At 33.2% G+C, this 24,259-nt stretch carries 26 protein-coding genes and 1 tRNA gene; 16 read left to right on the top strand and 11 right to left on the bottom strand.

Annotation, left to right across the window (positions count from 1 at the left end):
• Window positions 1–377 precede the first annotated feature (377 nt).
• Window positions 378–647: a hypothetical protein gene (locus tag NFRAN_RS03980; RefSeq protein WP_134483192.1), complete on the top strand. Its 270-nt coding sequence runs from the start codon at window positions 378–380 to the stop codon at window positions 645–647.
• A gap of 189 nt (window positions 648–836) precedes the next feature.
• Here the strand turns inward: NFRAN_RS03980 and NFRAN_RS03975 are convergent, their stop codons facing one another.
• Window positions 837–1,040: a hypothetical protein gene (locus NFRAN_RS03975; protein ID WP_134483191.1), complete on the bottom strand. Its 204-nt coding sequence runs from the start codon at window positions 1,038–1,040 to the stop codon at window positions 837–839.
• Between the two features lie 228 nt (window positions 1,041–1,268).
• On the opposite strand from NFRAN_RS03975, the gene NFRAN_RS03970 reads away from it, so the two are divergent.
• The 4 genes from NFRAN_RS03970 to NFRAN_RS03960 all read left to right on the top strand — a co-directional run bounded on the left by NFRAN_RS03970 (window position 1,269) and on the right by NFRAN_RS03960 (window position 3,953).
• The gene (locus NFRAN_RS03970; protein ID WP_134483190.1) at window positions 1,269–1,829 is read left to right on the top strand and encodes a hypothetical protein; all 561 of its coding nucleotides are present in this window, start codon (window positions 1,269–1,271) and stop codon (window positions 1,827–1,829) included.
• 205 nt (window positions 1,830–2,034) lie between these two features.
• Window positions 2,035–2,394, top strand: coding sequence for a hypothetical protein (locus NFRAN_RS03965; RefSeq protein WP_134483189.1), 360 nt, complete (start codon window positions 2,035–2,037; stop codon window positions 2,392–2,394).
• Between the two features lie 413 nt (window positions 2,395–2,807).
• Window positions 2,808–2,945 carry a hypothetical protein gene (locus tag NFRAN_RS13600; protein ID WP_172602100.1) on the top strand — a complete coding sequence of 46 codons (138 nt, stop codon included), beginning with the start codon at window positions 2,808–2,810 and terminating at the stop codon, window positions 2,943–2,945.
• Window positions 2,946–3,347: 402 nt separating this feature from the next.
• Complete coding sequence (locus NFRAN_RS03960; RefSeq protein ID WP_134483188.1) at window positions 3,348–3,953, top strand: DDE-type integrase/transposase/recombinase; 606 nt, start codon at window positions 3,348–3,350, stop codon at window positions 3,951–3,953.
• Between the two features lie 655 nt (window positions 3,954–4,608).
• Here the strand turns inward: NFRAN_RS03960 and NFRAN_RS03955 are convergent.
• The 3 genes from NFRAN_RS03955 to NFRAN_RS03945 all read right to left on the bottom strand — a co-directional run bounded on the left by NFRAN_RS03955 (window position 4,609) and on the right by NFRAN_RS03945 (window position 7,694).
• Entirely contained in the window at window positions 4,609–4,812 is a 204-nt protein-coding gene (locus tag NFRAN_RS03955; protein ID WP_134483187.1) for a hypothetical protein, read from the bottom strand.
• A gap of 1,061 nt (window positions 4,813–5,873) precedes the next feature.
• Window positions 5,874–7,355 carry a UbiD family decarboxylase gene (locus NFRAN_RS03950; RefSeq protein ID WP_134483186.1) on the bottom strand — a complete coding sequence of 494 codons (1,482 nt, stop codon included), beginning with the start codon at window positions 7,353–7,355 and terminating at the stop codon, window positions 5,874–5,876.
• Window positions 7,356–7,694, bottom strand: a complete 339-nt coding sequence (locus tag NFRAN_RS03945; RefSeq protein WP_134483185.1) for a hypothetical protein — start codon at window positions 7,692–7,694, stop codon at window positions 7,356–7,358.
• A 105-nt stretch (window positions 7,695–7,799) separates the two neighbouring features.
• Here NFRAN_RS03945 and NFRAN_RS13595 point away from each other — a divergent pair, with 105 nt between their 5' ends.
• The 4 genes from NFRAN_RS13595 (at window position 7,800) to NFRAN_RS03930 (ending at window position 11,808) form a co-directional block, all read left to right on the top strand.
• Complete coding sequence (locus NFRAN_RS13595) at window positions 7,800–7,973, top strand: hypothetical protein (RefSeq protein ID WP_172602099.1); 174 nt, start codon at window positions 7,800–7,802, stop codon at window positions 7,971–7,973.
• A gap of 88 nt (window positions 7,974–8,061) precedes the next feature.
• Window positions 8,062–9,339 (top strand): metallophosphoesterase family protein, encoded by a 1,278-nt coding sequence (locus NFRAN_RS03940; RefSeq protein WP_134483184.1) that lies wholly within the window; start codon window positions 8,062–8,064, stop codon window positions 9,337–9,339.
• Window positions 9,296–11,509, top strand: coding sequence for an AAA family ATPase (locus NFRAN_RS03935; RefSeq protein ID WP_134483183.1), 2,214 nt, complete (start codon window positions 9,296–9,298; stop codon window positions 11,507–11,509). The genes NFRAN_RS03940 and NFRAN_RS03935 overlap by 44 nt, the downstream gene beginning before the upstream one ends.
• A gap of 68 nt (window positions 11,510–11,577) precedes the next feature.
• Window positions 11,578–11,808, top strand: coding sequence for a hypothetical protein (locus NFRAN_RS03930; RefSeq protein WP_134483182.1), 231 nt, complete (start codon window positions 11,578–11,580; stop codon window positions 11,806–11,808).
• Between the two features lie 65 nt (window positions 11,809–11,873).
• Here the strand turns inward: NFRAN_RS03930 and NFRAN_RS03925 are convergent, their stop codons facing one another.
• A complete protein-coding gene (locus NFRAN_RS03925) occupies window positions 11,874–12,167 on the bottom strand; it encodes a hypothetical protein (protein WP_134483181.1) in 294 nt (97 codons plus the stop codon).
• Between the two features lie 53 nt (window positions 12,168–12,220).
• Window positions 12,221–13,837 carry a helicase HerA domain-containing protein gene (locus NFRAN_RS03920; protein WP_134483180.1) on the bottom strand — a complete coding sequence of 539 codons (1,617 nt, stop codon included), beginning with the start codon at window positions 13,835–13,837 and terminating at the stop codon, window positions 12,221–12,223.
• 267 nt (window positions 13,838–14,104) lie between these two features.
• On the opposite strand from NFRAN_RS03920, the gene NFRAN_RS03915 reads away from it, so the two are divergent.
• Together NFRAN_RS03915 and NFRAN_RS03910 are read left to right on the top strand one after the other, a co-directional pair.
• A complete protein-coding gene (locus tag NFRAN_RS03915; protein ID WP_134483179.1) occupies window positions 14,105–14,908 on the top strand; it encodes an inositol monophosphatase family protein in 804 nt (267 codons plus the stop codon).
• A 207-nt stretch (window positions 14,909–15,115) separates the two neighbouring features.
• Complete coding sequence (locus NFRAN_RS03910) at window positions 15,116–15,403, top strand: hypothetical protein (protein WP_134483178.1); 288 nt, start codon at window positions 15,116–15,118, stop codon at window positions 15,401–15,403.
• 979 nt (window positions 15,404–16,382) lie between these two features.
• Here the strand turns inward: NFRAN_RS03910 and NFRAN_RS03905 are convergent.
• Both NFRAN_RS03905 and NFRAN_RS03900 read right to left on the bottom strand, forming a co-directional pair.
• Window positions 16,383–17,645, bottom strand: coding sequence for an NAD(P)-dependent malic enzyme (locus tag NFRAN_RS03905; RefSeq protein WP_134483177.1), 1,263 nt, complete (start codon window positions 17,643–17,645; stop codon window positions 16,383–16,385).
• Between the two features lie 117 nt (window positions 17,646–17,762).
• Window positions 17,763–18,674 carry a transcription initiation factor IIB gene (locus tag NFRAN_RS03900; RefSeq protein ID WP_134483176.1) on the bottom strand — a complete coding sequence of 304 codons (912 nt, stop codon included), beginning with the start codon at window positions 18,672–18,674 and terminating at the stop codon, window positions 17,763–17,765.
• 121 nt (window positions 18,675–18,795) lie between these two features.
• Here NFRAN_RS03900 and NFRAN_RS03895 point away from each other — a divergent pair, with 121 nt between their 5' ends.
• Window positions 18,796–19,329, top strand: coding sequence for a hypothetical protein (locus tag NFRAN_RS03895; protein WP_134483175.1), 534 nt, complete (start codon window positions 18,796–18,798; stop codon window positions 19,327–19,329).
• Window positions 19,330–19,917: 588 nt separating this feature from the next.
• Here NFRAN_RS03895 and NFRAN_RS03890 read toward each other — a convergent pair.
• Window positions 19,918–20,193 carry a hypothetical protein gene (locus NFRAN_RS03890; RefSeq protein ID WP_134483174.1) on the bottom strand — a complete coding sequence of 92 codons (276 nt, stop codon included), beginning with the start codon at window positions 20,191–20,193 and terminating at the stop codon, window positions 19,918–19,920.
• A 150-nt stretch (window positions 20,194–20,343) separates the two neighbouring features.
• Here NFRAN_RS03890 and NFRAN_RS03885 point away from each other — a divergent pair, with 150 nt between their 5' ends.
• Both NFRAN_RS03885 and NFRAN_RS03880 read left to right on the top strand, forming a co-directional pair.
• Complete coding sequence (locus NFRAN_RS03885; protein ID WP_134483173.1) at window positions 20,344–20,577, top strand: hypothetical protein; 234 nt, start codon at window positions 20,344–20,346, stop codon at window positions 20,575–20,577.
• Between the two features lie 200 nt (window positions 20,578–20,777).
• Window positions 20,778–21,164, top strand: a complete 387-nt coding sequence (locus tag NFRAN_RS03880) for a response regulator (RefSeq protein ID WP_134483172.1) — start codon at window positions 20,778–20,780, stop codon at window positions 21,162–21,164.
• 572 nt (window positions 21,165–21,736) lie between these two features.
• Here the strand turns inward: NFRAN_RS03880 and NFRAN_RS13590 are convergent.
• Window positions 21,737–21,901: a hypothetical protein gene (locus NFRAN_RS13590; RefSeq protein WP_172602098.1), complete on the bottom strand. Its 165-nt coding sequence runs from the start codon at window positions 21,899–21,901 to the stop codon at window positions 21,737–21,739.
• A 468-nt stretch (window positions 21,902–22,369) separates the two neighbouring features.
• Here NFRAN_RS13590 and NFRAN_RS03875 point away from each other — a divergent pair, with 468 nt between their 5' ends.
• Window positions 22,370–22,636 carry a hypothetical protein gene (locus NFRAN_RS03875; protein ID WP_134483171.1) on the top strand — a complete coding sequence of 89 codons (267 nt, stop codon included), beginning with the start codon at window positions 22,370–22,372 and terminating at the stop codon, window positions 22,634–22,636.
• A 562-nt stretch (window positions 22,637–23,198) separates the two neighbouring features.
• Here NFRAN_RS03875 and NFRAN_RS03870 read toward each other — a convergent pair.
• Window positions 23,199–23,298, bottom strand: a tRNA-Asp gene (locus tag NFRAN_RS03870).
• Window positions 23,299–23,414: 116 nt separating this feature from the next.
• On the opposite strand from NFRAN_RS03870, the gene NFRAN_RS03865 reads away from it, so the two are divergent.
• Window positions 23,415–24,224, top strand: coding sequence for a helix-turn-helix transcriptional regulator (locus NFRAN_RS03865; protein ID WP_134483170.1), 810 nt, complete (start codon window positions 23,415–23,417; stop codon window positions 24,222–24,224).
• The last annotated feature ends 35 nt before the right edge of the window (window positions 24,225–24,259 follow it).

The raw sequence follows: 24,259 nt of genomic DNA, 5'->3' as shown, positions 1-24,259 counted from the left end.
GTATATCTTTACTTACAATTAAAAATTTATTTTCAAGTATGTCGTAAGAACAGCTCAATCCTCGGATTATGATCCTAGACAATTGACTAACTCGATGGAAAGACCTTCTTGCTATTTTTTTATTTTCTGTGCTTATAATATGCTGGAATATGTTCATGCATGAATTTTGATATTGTATTTGCTCTATCTAAATTCTATGTACCGAGTTGAGATGAACCTGGATAGTTATGGTATCGCTTATAAAGTACAACTTTTACTAATAATATTGCATAATTATTTACAAGAAAACGATACTGTAGGTTGATTTTATTTTAATTCAGCAGTAAAGAGTATCCAAACTATGATATGATTAATTTTGACTATAGATTTTGATCAAAATGAGTAACATAACAAAAAACTATAAGGTCGGAATATTTGCGATGTTTATTGCAGCAGCCTTAATTGGTTCAGTAGTAGCCCTAGGTGATAACTATGCATACGCTGGCGGAAAGAAGAAACACAATGATGCAGAACAAGAAATTGAACAAGGTCAAGCAAACGAACAAAATACACAATGTGTATCTGGAGAGATTACTTTCGCATCATGTAATAATGTCAATATTCAATTACAACAGCAACTGGGTAATTTGGCATTAGGCCAACAATAAACTAATTTTTTGTTTATTAATCTTGTGAATTTGCAACTATTCTTAGAAGAATATTTATCTCAATTTCCTTTCCGATTTTATTATTTTTGTTTTATATTTAATTGACGAAGTTTATGTAACTATGCTATATGTAAGAAATTGCCCATTAATTCGTGTTGAATCAGAGAATTTACTAAAAAAATTTTGTGATTAGACATATGCAGCTAATTCAGACTGTGTGTCAAAGAATAGAGCTGATGAAGCAGATAAGCATTCTTTGTCATTACCGCCGTCGGAAGCATATACTTGTTGGCCCACCGTACTGGGAAGATTAATTCCTGGAATTGTTGCAACTACTGCAAATACCATGAAAACTGCTATTATTCCGAATCCTATATACAGTGATCTATTCATTAACGGTATATCTGAAATCTAGTATTTAAAGTATATTGGAATTAGGTATGCAATTCAGGTTGTCATTATTATATCGCTTCCTTGTTTATTGTATCGGTCAACTCGGTCCTAGAATAAAATCATGAAAATTGTATTCATTTTCATTTCGCTTTTTCAAACTCCTGCTTGTAACAGCTTCATTTTGGTGCAATCAATAAAGATATTTGGGAGTTATATTTTTAGCAAATTGTGGTACAATCTACTAACAAGCTCTTTATTTTGACGGTGGCCGTATTCGCGTCGGCAATTGTTTCTGTAATTTCATATGGTATGCAACCAGCTTTAGCACAAGCGGCTGAAAATGCGACAGGTTCACCTGAACAAAGTGATGGACAGGTCTTTGGTTCTGCATTTGATACATTTGTAAATGCAGACCCTCAAGGCTATGGTGTTTATGATCAAAGAAATTCCAGTACATTTAGTCCTGGAGAAGATATTATTCTATACATAGAACCAGTAGGATTTGAGTATGGAACAATTGTGGAAGGAAGTGACTCTCTTTATACCATTAACTTTTCTGCAGATTTTGTCATTTCTGATACAGAAGGAAATGTCTTGGCTGGACAACAAGGACTCCCAGTTAGCGAAATTACCTCTCATCATCAAAATAAGGAAGTTTTCATTCCATTTACAATATCTCAGACATCGCCTTTTCCTGCTGGAAACTATGTGATAACATATACAATTCATGATAGTAACTCAGGGAATAGCTTTGATGTAGTTAAGGAAATTACTATTGCAGAAGACTGATCCTCTTTTTTTCTTTACTTTGTTATCCAGCTTGTTTTTTTGTGATTACGTTTATCTATATATGTGACTTTATATGACATAAGAAAAAATTGGGGTGACTGAAATTTATCACTATTGTAATTCCAGTAATTTTAGGATTATTGCCTTATTATTTTGGATTCAAAGGATTTATACTGTTTAAAAGAGTTGTCATATCTAAGCAAATATGGATAAAAAGGATCTTGATGTAATAAAGAGCCTAATGACTCATATCCATATTATTTTGGGAGGAGAACCTGAAAAAAATTTTACCTTTGGCTCAGTTGAAGAACTTTATAATGAAATCTTGCTATCTCTAGGACCACTCGACAACATTAACAAGAATTACTATAGTACAGAATTATTGGACTCCTTCGACGATGGGATAGAATGGATGAGGAAGAAAGGTATCATAATTTTGGAAAAGAATGGAAAAGGCGATAGATCTTGTACAGTCCGTATAGACAAACCGAAATTAGTAAAGTATATTGTTGACCCAGAAAGTATGATAAAAGTAGATCCACACACAAAAAATCAAACAATCTAGTAATTGCTTGACTTTTCTGATGTACAAAGTTAGCGCTACCTTTTTCAGGTAAAATTTGGATATCATTAAACATTTGGCAAACAATTTTCTACATCGTTTCTATTCACAAGATAACCCATAACCAAATTCAAATCATGAACACTGGAAAAGATATTATTAGTAATTAGCATAGATGGGTAAAAAATGACTTGAAAAAAGCCACTAAAAAGTGGAATTATCAGTTGTTTTTTTGACTAGTTAAGACAATATTGATATTCTCTGAAGCCAAAACTTCGTACTCATAGCGATTCAAATCAAACTGATTTGTTTCTATAATGTATTTTATTACATTTTGTTAATTTAGCCAACTGTGGAAACTTAAATTCAAACGCAATACTATATGCTTTTTATAAAATGAAGTGTAATGTCTTTTTATGAGTATTAGTACTCCTGATGACTTTATTAAATGCAAGAATTGTAGTCATCCTAAATCATTGCATATTTCTGTAGGTATGGGCAATGCTCCTCCTTTTTGCAAGGCTGTAGGATGTAAATGTCCTAGTTTTACCTAGATTCATTGTGAAATTTTTCTTTTAAACTTTTGATTAATGACATGTATATGATCGAGAAACAAACAAAAATGGATGATACATGAAGGTGGGTATTTGATAGTTAGAAGAAAAAGGCGGTCAAAAGAAACCTGATTAACTTTTCTAGACGTGTGGCAAATATAATATATACGTTATATTATCATGGTAAACTTATTATTATTACTGTGACTTGATCAGTTTTCGTCCCTCATCGTTTTACGAGTTTTTATTTTATAGAAATGACAATTCTTACGGAATTGTCATTATTCGATATATGGGGAAATGTGTTTGTTTGTTTGATTAATTGATTAATTGATTGATTACCAAGAAGGGCTCTGTTCATTTAACGATAAACCTATAGCTTGAAGATGTCCTATTTCTTTTATGATTAGCAGAAACAGAACACCTTCAAGGTATGTGTATTATGGCTTACATTTGTACTTTTCAGGTTTATCTTTAAGAAAAGCCTCGGAAAGATTGTCTCAGATGTATAAAAGAAACCATGTCTCCATCTGGAATTGGATTCAAAAATACAGGCCTCAAAAATTGAAAGCATCAAGAAGAAGAATTCTAGAATATATTGTAGACGAGACAATGTTGAAGGTAGGGTCAGAATACATCTGGCTTTGGGTGGCGATAGAGCCTGCAAACAGACAGATCCTCGCACTTTCTATATCCAAAGAGAGAAACATGTTTGTTGCAGAAAGATATCTTTCTAATTTGATCAAAGTTCATGGAAAGCACCCAGTTTCTACAGATGGTGGGACTTGGTATCCCATGGCTTGTCAGTTTCTCAAACTCGATCACCATATTCATTCTTCTTACGAGAAAAGTGTAATCGAAAGAACGATGCAATATATCAAGGATAGAACCGAAAGTTTCGATGATTACTTTCCTTGTAGAATAAAGAACTGCAAGTTAAAGCATGTACGGAATTGGCTGCGGCTCTTTGTAGACTATCATAACAATGAAATAAAACATGTTAACTGAACAGAGCCCCAAGAAGTATTCATGTGCAAAAGTCTTATGCCACTTTCATATCCAAAATCGAATAGTTTGGGTTTCCGGGATTAAAAGGATGATCATGCATTTTTCCAACATGTAGACCATTAGTTGATGATTGATCAATTAATACCACAACACCAGGAAAATTTTCTTTCTTTTATTTCGATTGAATTTTGATATTATATTAATCGAATCTAAAAAATGACGAGATTGAAGAATGGGAATCCAAACGATCATCTCATATAATCGCTTAAATTCATTCAAAATCGTATACTAAAGACACAACATGAATTTGGATTTTACACCCTATCTGTTTTGATTAAAACTGCATTAATTATATTTATGACCATATTCAAGAGAACTTGTTAGTAAGGATACAATGTAGATTCTGTTGTTATGGATTTGCTTTGAGATTTTACTTTTAACTCCTCATCATTTTTTCATATAAAATAAATATAAATAGTTCATAATTACAATGAAACTATTTGGTAGGCTGGAGTTATATTGTTATTTGCGATAAATGCGGGTATATTTCAACAGAAAAATTACCTGAAGATAAAGCAAAAAAATTATTACACCATCACAAAGAAACATCGGAAGTCTGTACAACTGGCCATATAAAATTAATGAAAGTTAGAACCTAAATTGCGTTAACTACACCAGCGCTCTTGTATAACATTTTGACACATTCAGAATAAGTCCTATACTTAAATTTTATTTCTTCTATAGGGACATCTTTATCAAGGCGATCCTTTGTTGTATCAATTTTGTATTTCTTGGATATGTCATCTAATATTGTATTCAGTGTGGTATTGGTATAGGATTCGACTATCAAGCGGTTCATACTAGATCATTCTCCTCCTAGTATTTATCCTTCTATATTTATCTTTAACAATTTTCTACTCTTTCTAGTTTTCTCTGTCAGCCAACTACTTTCAAATCGAAAACAGACACCTGAATCGTCAATACTAACGTTATTGCTTATGATATTGCCTATCGAAGTTGCGATATGAAATTCGTAATTGGTCATTTGGATGACGTGAGATTTCAACTGAGGTCCGTCATAGACAGAACCATTATACTAAAACCTTTACATTCTCATATGGCAATTTTTGACTTGTTGCATTAATGAATAATCGAAAAATTAAACGAACAAACAAATTAATAATATTTTGTTTAATGTTTGATACAAGAATTTGATTTAAGGAAAGTTAGAAAGAGTTTAGACTGATACAAACAATACAAGTCTGCGTGGTTATGCTATTATTTCTTTTATATCATCTTTTTGTCTTTCATTAGATGACATGTGTCACTTTGTTCTTTATGACTTTTGAACTGATTGTAGGGTTTCTGCTGGTTTTTTATGACCTTGTGTGATTTCGTTTTGGAAAAAAAGAAGAGCAAGGAATTACTAGAATTACATGAAAATCAAATATCAAATACCAATTAGGCTCTTTGTAACAAAGAATAGTTAACCCTTGGCATTTTTCTATTTCACCTGTTAATAGTGCATTATATCAAGTGACTGCTTCTTTTGTGTTGTATACCTTGCCTCCCATTCCATTGGTTTATTGATATACTTGATATGAGGGAGAGTAGGACAAGTAGGGTCTTGCGGTATTGTTAAATGGCGCTCAGCTCCAATATCTTAGTACAAAGACATTACAGGAACTAATACCTTCTCATTTTCTGGGTATTAGCTCGCTAGTTGTAAGAAAGATTTATTGGACATCTAGTTCTGGGTACTGTTCTCTCTTTGGTATTTGTTGGTATTCAGTCTCTGTAAATGATGAATGATTCGCTATCACCTATCATCATCTCTTATGAATGAAAGAAGTAGAAATGATCCGATGGGGCTAGGTTAATTTCTCATTTCTGCCATCTTTATCACAAGTATCTTTTGAGTTAGAGATACTTTTTAATATCGATGTTTTCAGCTCCTGGTATCTTGGCAATCTCAAATCTCTCCTTTTCTTTCAGAAATGATATGGTGGCGTCGATTCCCAGTTTCGTGGTTAAGAGATTTGTCTGGTCGCTAGAAGGATCCAAACTAGACCCTTTAGCGTTTGATATTATGACAAAGTCTTTGTCTGCCTGTGTTCTGGTTGAAATAGCATATTCTACCTCCGTTGGATTTTGTGGATCAATATCCTCATCTACTACGATCGCTGACTTTAATGATGGATGTGCCGCAAAGGCAGTCAAAATTGCATTCTTTGGTTCACCTTCTAATCTCTTTTTTATTTGAATCACTGCAGTTAACCAATTACTACCGCCATCGGATAAATGAACGGCCTTTGTACTTGGAACTGTATTTTTAACTTGGCTGAAAATTTTTGCTTCTATGGGTAAACCCATTAACAATCTATGTTCGGTATAGCCGGGTAGGATATCATAATAGATGGGGTTATCTCTGTACCAAATCTTGTTTATTTCAAATATCGGTTGCTTTCTTTTAAAGTCATACGTTCTAAGCATTTCTACCATCCATTCCTCCGATAGCTCATCATGGAGGATTTTTCCTTCAATCACGACCTCACTATATTTTGGTATCAGTAAATCAGAGTAACTGCTCTTTGTCAAATGCAGATTGCCGTCTAAGAGATAATTGGCTATGGATATTTCATCTATTCCATAAGCAGCTTGATAGGCCGCGGCTATATTAACCGCAGGATGCACCCCTATAACAACACTTATTTTTGTATCTTCTTTGTGTTCTTTAGCGTAGGTAAAGCACTTGTGAAGATGCCTCCCTTCTACCATTCTAATGACCATTTGACTATTATTTAATAGTAGCATTCTATGCACTGAAGAGTTTTGATTACCACTCTCTTGATCTTTTACATAGACTGTTGATGAAGTTATGAAGGGACCAGCATCCTTTTCAAAATGACTTACAATCGGCAAATCATATAAATTTCGTGTACTGTTACTATAAAATGGTGCACCTGAAGTAATTTTTTTCGGAAAATACTCTGTCCCAATACTAGCCAACTGAGATAGATTTATTTCGTTGTTTGAAGCATTTATTGCTTGATAAAATCGTTCTCTTGTGCCTAAAAGATTCGAAGCAATTCTGAATTTAGATTCATCAATATTGGTAAAAAGTAATGCTTCCTTTTTGTCAAACTTACTAACTATTGCTGCAAGTTCGAATTTTTTTTTAACTTTTTTATTAATGACAACTAATTCATTCTTTTTTTCAAGAATTTGCAAAAACTCTCTTAAATCCTTTACTATTGTCTGAGTAGGAAGATTACTATCAGCAGATCTGTTATTATTCACTTTTCGTGATGGAGTTGTATTCAAATCCGATTTTAGGAACACTTTATCCTTCTGTATAAATGATTTGCCTTTCTTCTCAACACCTTTCTTTCTGTTCGCCATTTACTTTTCCTCTATTACTGCAAGTATCTTTTCATTAATTAGTTTCATATCGTCTAAATGCAATTTACTTTTTGTATGCAGAGAAACAATACAAATACCATTTTTCATCAAAGATATTCTAGTTGACAAGGTATCGATAAAGAGCTGATCGTTTTTGTCTGGAATAACCTTTGCGGTAGTTGGTTTGTTTGTAACAGACAGGGAAACCGATATAGATCCCAATCTTGATTCATTTTCAGATATGGCAATGAAATATCCGTTATCAAAACTCAGAATATTAAGTATGAACTTTCTGCCTAGGGAATTTGAGAATATCTCTATGGGGTTAGAAGTCGACATTATCTACAATGTGAGACAATCCTACTACTGTTAAAACTTTTTCTGAATTTTGCCCAGCTAACTATATGTATATTATTCAGATATTTCCTAATTATATTAGAATATATGAAAAATTTACAAATTGATGATATAACGTATAAAAGACTCCAATCCTTGTTCGCCGATTTTATTTCTACAAAAAAACAAGATCTGGATATAAATGATTTGTTAAACGCCTTAATAGATAATTACCAGGAATCTCAGTGGGGAACTCTTGGGGAAAGTGCTGGGGGAGGATAAGTTACCACCTTTTTTCTAACGTATCTATCTACATACTGATGAGCGACAAATTAATGAATAAAATATAGTTGTGATCTCTATATTGTAGTTGCTTATATCTCATATTTCTGACATTCATTTAGGATATGCCCAATACAATCTTCAGGAAAGGGAAGAAGATTTATACGAAGTATTTGAAGAATCCATTGAGAAATCCATCAAAGAACACGTAAGAGCTATAATTCTAGCAGGCGATATATTTCATAATCCTAAACCAAATGGTGCCCCAATACTTAGATTGGCTCGGGAATTAAAAAAACTAAGGGACAGATCGATTCCTGTCCTCTTTATTTTGGGCGAACATGATATAAGCAGATCCAACGATGTCCCTTTGCCGTATTTATTTCATAATTTGGGATTAGCTAGAAGACTAAAAGCGGATTCACCCATCGAGATGGAGGGAGTTTTGATTTATGGATTCAATAAGGAACGGAGATCAAACGTAGAAAACGGCTTGTTGAAACCTTTCAGAATCCTCGAGTCTAGAATAAAAAATGATGACCAAAGATATTCAATTGAAAATAAGAAACCTAGGAAAATGCTCGTACTCCACCAGGGGCTAAATGATTTCAACAAATTTGCAGGAGAAATTTCATCGAGTGATTTACCTTCGGGGTTCGATTATTATGCAATGGGTCACTATCATGATCATATTGAAAAACGTTTTCCTAACATTGGTAATGGTTTGGTCGCATACCCGGGATCGATCGATCTAGGTCACAGCGAACCAATATCTAATGTGGAAAAGGGATTTTTAATCGTAGATGTTTCAGAAAGTTCAGCTTCTATTAATACCCATTGGATTAAGTTGGAAAGGAGGCGACCTCAGCTTTCATTTCGAATTGATTACTCTGATTTAAGCACATTTCTCAATTCTATCCTAGAGGAATCGTCAGGGTATTCAAAGAAACCCATAATCGATCTACAGATAGTTGGTACTGATATTGATCAAAAAATTTTATCCAGAACATTGATGCCGTTAGAAAATACTACTCTTCATTATAATTGGAATTTATTAGATACTGAGAGTTCAAAATCTTCCAGTTATTCATATGATAGAGATAAAGAGTTCGACATGGATATTGAAATGTCGAAATTAATACAAAAGACATTGGATTCAAAACCTTTAACTGACTTGTCCTTAGATTTAATTCGAGCGTTTAACGATGATTACTCTCAAAATTACAATGATGTCCTAGATAGGAGTAATAAAGAAGAGATAGCTAAAATGTTGTGGAAATTTTATGAATCTAACAGATTCTTATATGATACTCAGAAAATAGATGCCAATAGTAGTACCCAATCTAAGAAAAACGAGGACGAGTGAGTTGATAAAAAAACTCATCCTAAACAATTTCCTATCTCATTCTAATACGTCTTTAGATTTTCATCCTGGTATCACCGTGTTTGTTGGACATAATGGTTCTGGAAAATCCAGTATAATTGATTCAATAACGTTCGCTCTTTTTGATGAACATACTCGCAAATCTAACAAGAATCTCATAACTCGGGGATTAGAGGGTATTAGCACAAATGAGAGTGGAGCTCATGTAATAATGAATTTCTCTATCGGTTCTTCTGACTATCGTGTGCAAAGACAGATAGATGTACAAGGCCGACTCATCGCCGCTAAATTAGAACAGGTATTACGATTTAATGGCAACTTATCAAAAGAACATCGATCTGGTAACGGTATTAATTCCAATATGTCATATAGGCCGATTATTTCAGGAGAGAGAAAACAATTAGGCGAATCGGTGATACGTGAAATAGAATCACTTATGGGAATAAACTATTCTAAATTGCAAATTGCTGGTATCATCCAGCAAGGAGAGATTAGCAAAATAATAGATTCTCAGCCTAAAGAGTTTAAAGAATTATTAAATAACATGATAGGTCTGGATAGATTGGACAAGTCGTATCAACTTATGCACGGAGTGATAGAAGAATTTCGGAAAATACTGAGAGAAAAAACATCTGGTTACGATGATAATCAAATAAATGTTCTATTAACAAGAATAAAGAATAATGAAGCAAAATTAAAAGAATCAAAGAAAAGGCTGAAAGAAGTACTTGTACAAGTCTCTCAAAAGACTGAGACTTTAATCGAGCTTGAGCAACAAATTGATATTCTCGAACCCAAAGTGGCAAAACTCTCAGAAATCAAGTCCCTTGAATCAACCTTGTTGAGATATTTTAAGGAACGATCAAATTTAATAAAGAAAGAAATAGACAACTCAACCCGAATGATTAGGGATATTCGAAAGTCCCTTGAAATTTTAAAAGACAAAGAGCGAATTTTCATTACAATACAAATGATTGCAGCAGAGAAAGAAGAATTGAATAATAGGATAAATATGGTAGCCGAGGAGATAGGCAAACTCGAAGGATTTTCAGAATGTGCACAAAAAATCCAAATAGTAGATGGGAAATGTCCAATTTGCAATTCAAAAATCGTTTCCATTAATCATATGTTTGATATCTCGCATATTACAAAACAACTACAACTAAAGCTAAATGAGAAAAAGTCGTTACTTTCCGAACTGACAAATCTTAATAGGGAAGAATACTCTTTGAAAAAAAGGGAGAAAGAAATCATTGAAGCAGATCGGACTCTATTAAATTATGATTATAGTCCGCAATTAGATATTGAAAGAATGGAGGCCAACTTGAGCAAGTTAAATGCCGAATATCTTGAAACTTCAAGGCTATCTGTAGAAGGATTAGATGGAATCGACCTTGCTGGATATAAATTGGACAAATACTCTTCCAATTTAATAGATCAGATTAACCATTTACGAAGTAGTGTATCAGATGTAGATTTGGAAACTTTTCAGCAAAAAAAATCTCTTAGAAACGCTCTATCAAGGGAAATGATCAATGTCCATAACCAAAAAGCGGTAATTGAAAAAACGATTTTGGATATCGAGAAAGAGAATTCTGATATCAGTAAAATAATATCTGAGTTGCAATCTGTGTCTACCTTTCTTTCTGATCTCGAAAAGATACGTTCTACTGTTTTCAATAGAGATGGATTGGTCAGCTCGAGCCTTAGAACAAGGGCTTTGAGTTTGATATCTGAAAAAGCTTCCGAATATATTCAGATATTTAATGTAGGACTTTCACGAATAACTCTAGTTGAAAAGCCTCGAGAGATAAAAGTGATTTGTTATGGCAAACGAGGGGAAATTGATACAGTCTCGTTGAGTGGTGGTGAAAAAGTTGCGGTATCTCTTGCGATTAGGATGGGAATAGCATTTCTAATGGGTGCGTCAAAGATAGATTTCATAATCTTGGATGAACCCACAACCAATTTGGATGAGGAAAGGCGTCGAACCTTTGTAAAGATTATTTCCGAAGTATTTAACAAAGGAACGGGGCCCCTAAACCAATTAATTATTATTACACATGATGAGGAGATTTTTGAAAATTCAGAAATAGAACAAGTCTATAAATTTCAAATGACCGAGAGAGGATCACTAGTTAAAGCTATTTGAATCAAGAAAATACGTATGTATTGATACAATGTAGAAAGATTAATACATCTATATGGAGGTACAATTCATTGGCCATTTCGAATGAAGTTACCGCGATTGCCCAGAGAAGCACGAAGGACAAGAAAGCCATTACAAGACGACTGGGTAAAATATCCGTCAAAAACTTTTTGGATTCAATGTACTTATCAAAAATGCAATTATTACTGGAGATACTCTGGGGGGAAAAATTGGGCCGAATGTCCTATATGCCACTCAATAAGCAAAGTCTCAATAGCAAGGAAATGTTTCAAGATCAATAATCCTGATGTAAGAGAAAAGATCTGAAAAAGGTTCTAAATACATATCTATTTCATTTTGGATCTTTTTAATCCGATACAAAATACGAATTTTCGTCCTCAGCTATATATAATTGGATATTATTTTTACCATGACATTGGTTTGCATTTTCGGTAAATGAATTTTTATTTGAGGTTATTATTTCTGGTTTACTATAGATCAATAATGTCTTTTTCTGTCCAAAATTCTTCGGTATAGTTTGCAAATAAAAGTTCAAGGTATGGATATCTTCAAAAGTCTCATTTACTAATTCCTTTAGGGTTTCGTCGTATAATTTTAGACACATACCATTTCCAGAATTAGAAATCATTGCTATATTCATTATCTTGATTCAGAAGGTAATTGTTAATAATTTATTTTTTTGTATGTATTGATTCATTCGATATATTCCTCTTCGATATACTCTTCCCTTATGAACAAACTACTATCCTCGATTGCCATAATTCTTTTTTCCTTAGTGTTTTTCCATTCACTTACTGGCTCAGGATCTTTACCCATTGTTCTCTCGGCTATTTCATCTATCTTGATAAAAGATGGAAGGTTTACCCATTGCCCTACCAATAATGCCTCACCTGGATTTAGTGATGGAAGCTGTTCAATTATCTTGCCGTTTATTGATTCACTAGCTGACTCTATTTGGGCTTGATCCTCTTGCTGGACTAATTTCATTATTGCTAAAGAACCTAATTGACTTAGTACATTTGGATCTAATGTTCTTGGCCTTTGAGAAACAATTATCAAACCAACTCCAAATTTTCTACCCTCTCTTGCAACCTTTGAAGCAATGTATTTGGTATCGGTATTTTCATTTTTGGGCATAAATACATGAGCTTCCTCAATAACAACTATTACAGGACTGTGAAATAATGTTTGGTTTTTATCTTGGTAATTGAAATTTAAACTCTGACTCTTGGCTAGCTTTCTTTGATACAGAATGGATTCTAGATAGAACGAAATCGCTACGTTGGCCTGCTTTTCTGTAAATTCGATAAGATTTATGATGTTTATGCAGCCTTCTTTTATCTGAGAAACCGGATCTAATGCGTTTGGTACTAATATGTTGTCAAACCTCCGTCTGGCTTCTTTTATTTTATCTAAAACCCTGTCTGCCGAACTTGAGAATCTTTTCTCTTTAGAGCTTATTGCTTCGATACTCTTTTCTAGATCATCCCAAAAGTCGTCTCCTGTTTTCTTTTTTAGATCTTCGTTCTCAAATGTCTTTAAAAGAATCGTATTTTGAATGTCTGCATTTTCTCTTATCTCTATTACCTCAGCAAACTTGTCAGAAGTTAACAATCTTGGATTTATTTGAGCCTGAACAAAATTAATGTTCTCTCCATTCAGAAACCGATACTCATCGTGATAGTCAAAAATTACCATTGTACCTGGAATTTGAGCAATGGATTTCGCAAGAACACTTACTAGATTACTTTTGCCCATTCCAGTCATTGCCAAAATTCCTAAATGCCTGGTGGTCATCTTGTTCGTATTGATCTTAACATTTACATTTGTATTTCTAAGGAGTGTTCCAATTTTTATCCATGATTCTTCATCTGAATCAAAGATGTCTCTTAGATCTTCCCTTCTTGCTCTATATACTTCAGTGCCCGGAAGTGGAGGTATTTCTGGTAATATAGATTTAGATCTTTTAAGCATATCTAACAGGCCAAGTATTTTCACATTCACCTTGAAACTCTTGTCTCTTTTGTTGATTTCAGCTACTATTTTGCTTTCTAATGCCTCCTCAAAATTTGAAATCTCGTCCAAAGCATCACTCTTGATGAAACATGATTCAACAACTCCAAGAATACTCTTATTCTGTCCGTTGGTAATTGTAATATATTCTCCCAATCCAACCGGCTCCTTTCCTTCAAATGTAATATATCCGGGTTTAGTAACACCGATTACGACACCAAGCAATTCCCCATTAATCTGAGATTGTGTGTCATTCCAGTCCGGAGCGGATTTTACTTCATTAACTCCATCCATCATCAATTTCCCTTAGTCTTTGGTATTTTTATTACTTATCGTTTTCAGCCAATTCATAGAGTTTTATACTGACTAATTAGCATCTTCTTAATTATTTCCCAAATGATAGGGCAATAAATTGGTAAATTCTGGCAATAGACTTGAGTACTTAATTTAAATCATAGTAGTTAATAAATTAATCAGTCATTTGGAGATGTTGTGTGTTTTCCTGTTCTTCTTTTATTTCATAGTTTTTATTTGCTTATCAGAGTAATATTATTGTGATTTGATATGTCAGTTCTGGAAATATTAAAAGAATGTGCAATGAATGTTTATAATAATACAAAAGATATAATAGGTACTGCTGAAGGAAGAGAAAAATTTGAAATTGGTGCTGGAGGTGATGTTTCAACCAAGATTGATTTGATAGCTGAAAAATCTGTTTTTGACACATTGAAGAAAAATGCATTTGTACCAAATGTTGTTGGAGAAGAATGCGGTTTGGTAAAAGGTAAGGATGCGGGTTTAATTGTAATGGATGGTGTGGATGGTACAACCAATGCTAACTGTGGATTACCTTTTTACTGTTGTTCACTAGCTTATTCTCCAGATACAAATCTGACATCAGTTACCGACTCTGTAGTATTTAATTTAGTATCAGGAGATATCTTTTACGCTTCTAATTCAAAAGGTTCATTTATGAATGATAAGAGACTTTCCGTTGTAAAAAATCACCCTCTAACAATTAGTGATATGGTTATAGGACTTAATATCTCTGGATTATCTAAGGAACATTTCAACGCGATCTCGGATTTGATATCCTCTGTTAGTCATATTAGACACTTGGGCGCTAACGCTTTAGAATTATGCTATTTTGCAAGAGGATCAATAGATGCTTATATTGATATTAGGAACAAGATTCGATCTATAGATATGGCTGCATGTTATCTTATAGCGAAGGAAGCTGGAGGATTAATATTCGATACTAATGGAAGGGAATTGAATTGTCAACTTTCTATAGATACCAGGATGTCATTTATTGCCGTATCTAGTAATGAAGTGTATAACTGGATCAAGAACTTTATAAATTCTTAACCCCATTTTGTCAAAATAAATACCATTTTGATCATTCTTCTTAAGAAAGATCTAAAAAGTTATCCTCTTGTCCGAATACTATTGATTCCTTATCTATAGAGGTTGAGTAAAATTACATGGACAACAAAAGCAGAGTCCTTCCGATACGGACAAAAATAGCATGGAACTCATAAAAGAATTTAATAACATCCACAAAGTAATAGTCTTGTGGATTTTTTTCATAAGAAATATTCATGCGAAATAGATGGTGAGAAATTTGACTCTGAGGATGATTTGATGAGTCATTATCACACCGTACATCATAAGTTGATATTAAAATGTCATAAATGTGGTAAGCAATTTATTCATGAAAAGGATCGGTTACATCACGTTCGAGAAGAACATGAGAAAGAGATGGATGCTAGAGTACACAAGAGTGAGCACAAGCAGAAGGGTACGGGCAATCTACAGGATCAGGTCGATTCTAGCATGAGAAACTTTGGAGACAATTTTTGACATCAAGTCTTTTACATTAGCGGTACAACTCCTTTAACATTTATCATATTTAGTTTATGTTCGTTAAATTTTCGACTTTTTGTAGTCTCTGGTAGCTATTTGCGAACTGAGTATTTTTTGGATGGTGTCTGTTATTTATATATGATATTGAGTCAAATTTGCAGTCGTAGCCACGGTGGAATTTATTAACTTGGTTCTCCTATCCTTAGTCGTCAATTATTTATGATTAATCTACCAGACAGTTTGGTATTTAAAATAAGGTTATCATCCTATGACAGATTGAGAATCGTATGGTATGTTAAGGTCGTCATAACCGACCTACGAGGAATCGATTCTCTTATTTGATCAATTACTTGTTCTGTTCGATTGCTAGGTGAATTATTGATTATTACGGTTAACTATTTTCTAACAATAACCGTTCTAAAATATTATGCTTTACTAGAATTCTCTGGAAGCGTCCATACAACATGGTTGTTGACTCTTCCTCTATATTATTGAGCTTGCCATTTTGTTGATAGTTCTCTTAGTTATACTACTGTGCACTTGTATTATTCTTATGTTAATTACTTGATCACGCCATACATTACCATTCTTAAATATGATTTGCTTAGAAGGTTACTGTAATTAGCTGAATGCCTTATTTCTTTTTTGTATGTTTTTCTACAATCTTGTTTATAGTAGTTTTGTCTTTGAAAATGACTTCTCCAGTCTTCTAATCTCTGTGTGATATAATTTAAAGCATTAGAAGATTATCAAATCCAGCACAGATCATTGGAATAGTTTTGTCATGTGTTGGAACAATTTCTATTCCACATCCATCGTTAGCTTCTTCACATAATTCATAATTATATGGAATCATGATAGGGGTGCTATATGAGGAAACAATGGAGCTTAATTGATAGAAGAGCCAACAACAACAACAACAACAACAATTTATTGAAGTTTTATTCTTGGAGGAAATGAAATGGTTAAAAATTTTTTACTTGTCATGCCGCTTGATGATGTACTCTTTCACTGATTTGGTTACTACTGGTAGTATTCTTGGGTCGTTTATTTTTGGAACTATATATGTTTTAGATAAATGCTTGATATCCACTAAGTCTGCTATAGATTTTGAAACGGCTATCAAAATATCTTCACTCAAATTCCTTATCCTTAAATCTAATAAGGCTCTAAATATTGCAGGAAAAACTACCGCATTATTTATTTGGTTTGGGAAATCAGAGCGACCCGTGGCCACTATTGCAGCTCCCGCATTGATTGCTTGCGCAGGTAATATCTCTGGATCTGGGTTACTTAGAGCAAAAATAATTGGATCTTTATTCATACTTTTTATCATTTTGGAATTCAGCAAGCCTCCCTTTCCTGATGTACCTATAAAAACATCTGCTCCCTCGATAGCCGTTACTATATCTCCTTTTATCTTTTGTTTGTTTGAGTTTAATGCGATTTCCTTCTTAAACGGATTAATCTGATTGTTACTAGGTGAAAGATTATCTCTATTTCTTTGATTGTGTGAATCGGAGCCTTCGATATCAGGTTCTCTCCCTTCATATATTGCACCTTGCTTGTCAACTACTATGATACTTTTAAATCCCATTCTAAGTAATATTCTAAAAATTCCATATCCTGCAGAACCAGCTCCAGCTATTACTATTCTTACGTTTTTTGTTTTTTTGTTTAACAATCTTAAGGAATTTATTAATGCCGCCAGAGTAATTACCGCTGTACCATGTCTATCGTCGTGAAAAACAGGGATAGTCAATTCGTTTTGAAGGGCCTCGACAATTTCCAAAACTTTCGGTGATTCTATATCTTCTATATTGATTGCCCCAAAAGACGGTTCAATAGATCTTACGAATCTTATGATATCTTCCTTATCTGTAATGGATATACATAAAGGAAAAGCATTGACATTTGCTAGCGTTTTAAATAGAACCGATTTTCCTTCCATGACTGGCAAAGCACTTTCTGGGCCAACGTTACCTAAACCTAAAACCCGGGTCCCATCACAAACAATTGCAATATTGTTCCATTTGGATGTGTATTCGTAGACCAAATCTTTATGATCCCTAATCTCTTCAGATACGTAAGCTACGCCAGGTGTATAAATTGAACTTAGTGTTCCCTTGCCTCTTTCTCCTTCAGTTTCAAAAATATTATCTGCCGAAATTCTACTGGAGATCTCAATCTTTCCCTTAAGAATTCGATGGAGACTGAGTGAATCTTCTTTTAGTGTCAATAAATTTCCTAAAAGGCCAAACAATATAAGAATGCTATATGAGACCTATTTAGCTCCGGATATCTCGACACTAGTGGTAAGGGAAAATTATGAAATATCTAATTTATTGATAACAGGTCAATTCAAAAATGATGCGTTAGTAATTACATTTCGCACTTCTGAAAGTCTTTTTCTTAATGTCATAATGTTAATGCTAGCAGCATAAGCAATTCTGGCCTGAGATATCTTTTGTTTATGTTTTCTGCAGGTTAAATATAAAATGGCAGCAGCAATGGAGAGGGAATTCTTGCCTAAGAAAATATTTTCATTTTGTATTGCTAACAATAAATCTATAGATTCTCTTGCAGTTCTCTCGTTTATGTTGGCCTCGTCTGCAATTTTTCTTATAAATATCGTGGGTTTAAACTGTACATGCGTAATCTTTAATTCTCTCATTAGGAGTCTATAACATCTTGCGGCAAAAATCTCGTCTGCTTCTACTACTTGTGAAATCTCTGAAAGGGTTCTTGGTATGTTAACCTTTTTGCATACTAGGTAAACACAAGCAACTATCATTTCCTTTATAGACCTGCCTTTAATCATGCCTTTTTCCAGTGCCTTCTTGTAATACTGTAATGCCTCTTCTATACACGCAGATGTCAATGATAATTTATCTTTAATTCTATTTAGAAGATCGATAACAATCTTTAGGTTTCTCTTCTTGTTTGAACAACTCACGATTTTGTTGAGAAATTCGATCTTATTATGTTCCTTTCTATTGGAAAATCTTTTTGAACTTGTTGCATCATAATCTGCGATAGAAGTTGACATTCCTTTATCATTCAAAATAACTGATTGTGGTAGAGCTGTATTTGTATCACTTTTATACTTGTAAAAGTCGGCGCTAAATTCAACATCAAAAATCTTGTCTTGAACAATTACTCCGCATACCTTGCATAGTTTTTCACCTTTATCATAATCATAGATTATAGAATGCTGGTGACTAGAAGTGATCTTGTCCAGCTGATTTAATATTAAACTATTATGCATCGGATTACAATAGATGTAAGAGTATAAGTGAAGGTTGTATACATTGTAACCTTCAGTAAGAGATTATTACAAAAGGTTACACATAGTTACGGTTTTAAGACATAAGTGTGGTAATAGTGGTATGCCGCTTTCCAACTCAACCGTCAGATCATTCAGAATAGATAAATCCCTGTCAGAAACTCTAAATGCAGAAGCTGAACGGATGGGTGTGTCAGTAAATGCCATGATTAATTCAGTTCTTAAACAATATGCCGAGTTTACTCGATTTCAATCTAAATTAGACATGCTAATAATTCATCGCGAAATATTGAGATCTTTACTTGCTAGGTTAAATGAGGATGAGTCTTTTACACTAGGATTAGATATGGGTAAGGACATTCCAAACGATACAATTTTGTTTTGGAAAAAAAACATTTCTTTTGAAACTGTCCTTGAATACATTGAAAAAATAATATGTACATATGGTTATGTAGGTACTTTTGATGAATTAGAAACTGGTAAACACAAAATAATTGTAATTAGACACAGATTAGGAACGCAGGGTTCACATTTCCTACTAGGTTTCATGAAGTCGCTTCTAAAACAAACCCTGCAAATAGAACCTGAAATTGATATTACCGACTATTCAGTAAAGATACAACTTGAATTAAAATGAGCATATATGGATTTTATTTGTTTCTACAGTGTATGAATAGTTTTGTATGTTACTAATTGCTTTTCACAACTCATAAACAGAAAGAATGGTGTCTTGCCTGACGAAGGTGATATTACAGGAAATGTTGTACAGTATTACAATGAGAGTCCAAACAAAATTCAATTATGAGTAATAAAAGAATAGGTTGCGAATAGATAAAAATGGAAAGTAAGTGATTATAACTACATACTCTTTCTATCTTCATAGTCTATACTCCGGAAAATATTGTAGGTGGAAATATTGTTATTGGTCGTTAATTGAGAACAATATATAGATCTTTCAAATCCATGAAGTGTGATAATACCGTAACTATTTCATGATGTAATCCAAGTCAATTAAATCTCTGAACATTTATGTAATCTGTGATATTATATACTATAGCAAAGAATCGTCATCATTTACACAATTTGTCTGAAGGAGAAAATAACACTTATTGCTTCATAAATAAATCGATTCTCGATTTAATATGGAAAGTTCACCAAATCACACAAATACCATATTAGCATACAACTAACCTCTGGTATATTCACTATTTTTTCTTTTTTAAAGTCAATTATCAAAATGTACTCTCATTGGAAAGTTTACTGATTCATGGAAGTGAAGATTTTTTAAATGTCTTTCATTTAACAGAAAGTCTTCAATTTTTCCTGAATATTTAATGATGTTTCCAGTTGTTTCTGGATTAATAATCTCTGTTACATTTAATGCAATCCCATCTTGATAATCAATTTCCCATAATTCATTTCCAATGTTTTCTAAAAGAACATATTCTACAGATTTGGAGGCAGATGATGTCGGAACGTCGCTTTCTTTCTCCGTGTCCAATTAAATTACTAATACATCTTATAGTTATTATATTTATTGCTAATTTTTATATCGTTTAAGTAGAGATAAAAGATTCGTTTTGTGGGATTTATTACTCATTGAATTTCGTTTTGAGACGATCTATTTAAGAATTGTTTTACATTACCAAGTATGTCAAATCATCTAAATATTAATTGGTCTGATGCAATTAACAAAACTGCCAAAGGAATTAATGACTATGATTTAGGAAAAGTTCTAGAAATCAGTGAAGATTACGTTGTCACGGAAAGAGGCTCGACTGATAAAGATACATTTGTACTTCCTAAAATCATCAGTTCTGAATTTGATGGGAGTACTTTGCGTTTCAATCTATCTAAAGAAGATTCAAATAAATACAAGCAATAATTTATGTCAAATATACTGCAGGTTAGATGATTTTCCACTTCGATCAAAACCTTACTATCAGATGCTGATTGAATACCGATAATCGTGATATTCTTATGATTATAAATCACAATTCGATTTCTATACAAATCTAAATGAAACCTATATTATGGTTTATTAATGAATGATGCATTTGTACCAATGCAGAAGTGATACGTATCATGATAATTGAAGATGAACAGGATTTGTTGAATCTGTATAAAGATTTTCTAATCAATAAAGGTTATCACATTTCTGTTACAAACACTACCGCATCCAATATTCTAAACGATTACGAAGAATTCAAACCCGACCTTGTAATTCTTGATTACAAATTACCCGATGGTAAAAATGGACTAGAAGCTGCAAATGAAATTTTCAATAAATACCCGTTTGCCTCGATCCTCATAATTTCGGCATACGATTCTGTAAAGCAAGCATTTAACAGCGATAAGAGGTTTATAACGAAAAATATAAAATTGTTAATAAAACCATTTAAACTAACAAAACTAAATGAGTTAGCTGTAGAGCTGGTTAATAAAAAAACTAATAAACATATTAAGAGTTAACGTGTTTTCAATAATGACATAGATTCTCTAAATTACAACAGAAGTATTTCGAATCAAGATTCTTCTCTTAATTATACTATCAAATCCTGTTACCGTAGAAAAAGTAGCATGGGGGTAAGAATCCACATCCTAGACGAGAACGTAATGTCATGAATTGTATTTTTAAAATACTGAATAACAAAAAAATGCAGAGACATCTTAAATTCTTCTCCAAATTTGGTTTTTTAAACCAACAAAAGGGGCTTAAGTCAAAATAGTGCTGGCGTATTTGTCAATAAGTTACATAAAAAGAAGGTTATTATTCAACCATATTAATGAGGGTGCATCGTATAAACATATTCACCACCCGATTTTAATTCCCGAGAAATTTGAAAAACTGATCGATATGGAATCGTTTCGATAAGACCAACTATTTAACGATATCTGATAAGTAAGGAATGAGATACTATATGAGCAGATGAGAAATTGCCAAAGAAGACTCACTAATTTGGGTGTAAACATGCGTTACTTGTAGAGCAATTGGAATTAGCGTGTCGAAATTTGCAGTTGTAGCCTTGATTCTGCTACCTGATCTATCCTCCTCCACCGTCCTTTCCACCGGCAGAATTCTCAACTTCCAACTCCTTTAGCTCTTCATCTAATTCAGAGTCTGTTCTCGTTATGGGTTTTAGCATCTCTTTTTTTAATTTTTCAGTACCTGGCGAATCTTTATCTGGTTTTTCATTTACTTTTTTCATATCTTTTATTATACAAGATATTAGTTAAGCATAACAGATTTATGTCCTGATCTACAATTACCAACAAAAATGTCTAACTTTGGTAATAGTAAACAAGAAAGTTTTTTATTTTTTCATTGATATAAATTTTTGACACGATATAGAGACCATCTTTTTTTCTAAATGTAGCAAGATGACTGTCAATAAAAATTTTGATTTAAAATAGTGGCTTGCGAGCCTATTACTTTGACAATCAAATACCTTGTAAAATAATGTTTACATATGTGTTAATATGGTATTCTCATTCCTGGATAATCATTGAATAATATTCTGACCATAATTCAGACTGGTTTCTTATCGATAAATGAACAGACCTTAATCACTCTTGATCCCAATGTTTCTGACTGAAGAATGAAAATTATGTTCGAATGACTTCTAACCTGGATCTCAACTCTTAATATTTATATAGGAAAAAATCTAGTTCTTTGCATGGTTAGTTATAAACCAATCCTAATAGCTGGTTTAGTGTTAATAGTTGCAGGTGTAATTGGAGTCGCAGTTACAGCTCCTGCTGTAATTACCGAGTCTATTCCTGATACGGAATTCAATATCCAGTCTCCTCCTACCGAAACCGAGTTTCGAAACCCGATGGTGGATGCTGAGGTAACTTCTATTGCTCTGATAATTATAGGTTGGATTGTGGCATTATATGGTTGGGATATGAAAAAGACTAGGAAAGCTGCCATAACAAACTAGTTAATATTTTTGTTACAAGAAAAAACATATCCTTTATTTTTCTGACAAAGCCTGTGGATAGTAATAGAGTACATTCGAAACAAAAAATTGTAAATTTAAATGAACAATAAGGGTTTTCGATTTTATTTATTATCGTTTTCGGTAAAAGCGCGTATCTAAAGGATATTTTATGTGATAAAGGTCTTTCGTACTTGATTAAGATTATTCGACTATGAATCCTTAGGTTCATTATTTCGCCTTTCTTACTGATTAAAGACCATTTAAAGAAATACTACTAAGCGAAGATGATAAATGTTTAATATGACTTCGAGTCACTACCAGTAGGTTTCTAGTGTCAAAAGCAAATAGGACTATAATTCCAAAGTTTGAAGAATGAGTAAAAGTCATACGAGTACAAACTAAAACTCATTATCAAAAAAGGACTTGATGAAAAAGATTGACCTACCTCATTAGGACCCATAATTTCAAATAAGTAAATTCGGAAAGGTTTTCGGCAAACTCAAACACGATATTGTTCTACATTCTAAGAAAGATATGATATTAATCAAAAAAATTTGTAAAGCGCCCGGGCCGGGATTCGAACCCGGGTCAAGGGAGTGACAGTCCCCCATACTGGACCGGACTTTACAATGCACCAAGGTGCATTTCTATACTACCCGGGCACTATAATTTTCGTAAAGAGAAAACCAATTAAAACGTTTTGTTTTGGCTATCACAATTACCTGCCATCGAAATATTAATTTATCAAGTTTAAATTCCAGTACTATGAACCTAAATTATGCTTAGCCAGGCCGGAGACGATTTTCAGTCTGTATTCTTTGAACTTGCAGGCGACTTGCGTATTTATATGCTCCTAAAACTAGCAATTCGACCTTACAGATTATCTCAACTGGCTACAGATTTAAATGCAACTATGCAGGAATCTCATCGAAATATCAATAGATTAATAGATTCAAAATTGGTCAAAAAAACTGGAGAAGGCGAATTGTTGTTAACTCCTTATGGTGAAATAATTGTATCACTTATTCCGAATTTTACTTTTCCTTTCAAACATAAGGATTATTTTCAGGAACATACGCTTAGTAACCTGCCATTAAAATTTATTCAACGTATAGGTTCATTAAACAATTGCGAGGTAGTGGTGGGTGTAATGGCTGTTCTTCAACGTTGGAAGGCCGTTTATAATAACTCACAGCAATACATCAAAGAAGTCATATCTCAAGTACCAATTGATCTTATCGAAACAATTGCAGAGAGGGTTAACAACAATGTTAAATTCAGTTATATTTTTCCAGCTGATGTGGTTATACCAAAGGGGAGACATGAATTACTTAAGAAATTAGGTTGGAAAAACTTCGTCTCTAAAGGAATAGTAGAACGGAGAATGGTTGATAAAATTAATATAGTTACGATCTTTAACGAGAGGGAATCGTGCATTTCTTTCCCGACATTGAAGGGAGAACCAGATCTAAACATAATGTTTTATAGCACGGATGAATCCTTTCATGAGTGGTGTGTAGATTTCTTTGAGTACGAATGGGCAAAAGCAAAGCTCTTCGACGAATCCAAATTAAGCCCAGAAATCTAGTTCGGCAGGGTTAATGCTATGTTTGTATTATAGGT

Source organism: Candidatus Nitrosocosmicus franklandus, from assembly GCF_900696045.1.
GTDB lineage: Archaea > Thermoproteota > Nitrososphaeria > Nitrososphaerales > Nitrososphaeraceae > Nitrosocosmicus > Nitrosocosmicus franklandus_A.
This window is presented reverse-complemented; position numbering and strand designations above follow the sequence as displayed.

Coding starts and splice junctions, on each gene's coding strand:
- NFRAN_RS03865 (WP_134483170.1), top strand. CDS start 23,415: ATGCTTAGCCAGGCCGGAGACGATTTTCAGTCTGTATTCTTTGAACTT.
- NFRAN_RS03975 (WP_134483191.1), bottom strand. CDS start 1,040: ATGAATAGATCACTGTATATAGGATTCGGAATAATAGCAGTTTTCATG.
- NFRAN_RS03980 (WP_134483192.1), top strand. CDS start 378: ATGAGTAACATAACAAAAAACTATAAGGTCGGAATATTTGCGATGTTT.
- NFRAN_RS03880 (WP_134483172.1), top strand. CDS start 20,778: ATGATAATTGAAGATGAACAGGATTTGTTGAATCTGTATAAAGATTTT.
- NFRAN_RS03945 (WP_134483185.1), bottom strand. CDS start 7,694: ATGTCGACTTCTAACCCCATAGAGATATTCTCAAATTCCCTAGGCAGA.
- NFRAN_RS03925 (WP_134483181.1), bottom strand. CDS start 12,167: ATGAATATAGCAATGATTTCTAATTCTGGAAATGGTATGTGTCTAAAA.
- NFRAN_RS03955 (WP_134483187.1), bottom strand. CDS start 4,812: ATGAACCGCTTGATAGTCGAATCCTATACCAATACCACACTGAATACA.
- NFRAN_RS13595 (WP_172602099.1), top strand. CDS start 7,800: ATGAAAAATTTACAAATTGATGATATAACGTATAAAAGACTCCAATCC.
- NFRAN_RS03895 (WP_134483175.1), top strand. CDS start 18,796: ATGCCGCTTTCCAACTCAACCGTCAGATCATTCAGAATAGATAAATCC.
- NFRAN_RS03885 (WP_134483173.1), top strand. CDS start 20,344: ATGTCAAATCATCTAAATATTAATTGGTCTGATGCAATTAACAAAACT.
- NFRAN_RS03900 (WP_134483176.1), bottom strand. CDS start 18,674: ATGCATAATAGTTTAATATTAAATCAGCTGGACAAGATCACTTCTAGT.
- NFRAN_RS13600 (WP_172602100.1), top strand. CDS start 2,808: ATGAGTATTAGTACTCCTGATGACTTTATTAAATGCAAGAATTGTAGT.
- NFRAN_RS03920 (WP_134483180.1), bottom strand. CDS start 13,837: ATGATGGATGGAGTTAATGAAGTAAAATCCGCTCCGGACTGGAATGAC.
- NFRAN_RS13590 (WP_172602098.1), bottom strand. CDS start 21,901: ATGAAAAAAGTAAATGAAAAACCAGATAAAGATTCGCCAGGTACTGAA.
- NFRAN_RS03965 (WP_134483189.1), top strand. CDS start 2,035: ATGGATAAAAAGGATCTTGATGTAATAAAGAGCCTAATGACTCATATC.
- NFRAN_RS03950 (WP_134483186.1), bottom strand. CDS start 7,355: ATGGCGAACAGAAAGAAAGGTGTTGAGAAGAAAGGCAAATCATTTATA.
- NFRAN_RS03915 (WP_134483179.1), top strand. CDS start 14,105: ATGTCAGTTCTGGAAATATTAAAAGAATGTGCAATGAATGTTTATAAT.
- NFRAN_RS03875 (WP_134483171.1), top strand. CDS start 22,370: ATGGTTAGTTATAAACCAATCCTAATAGCTGGTTTAGTGTTAATAGTT.
- NFRAN_RS03960 (WP_134483188.1), top strand. CDS start 3,348: ATGATTAGCAGAAACAGAACACCTTCAAGGTATGTGTATTATGGCTTA.
- NFRAN_RS03935 (WP_134483183.1), top strand. CDS start 9,296: ATGCCAATAGTAGTACCCAATCTAAGAAAAACGAGGACGAGTGAGTTG.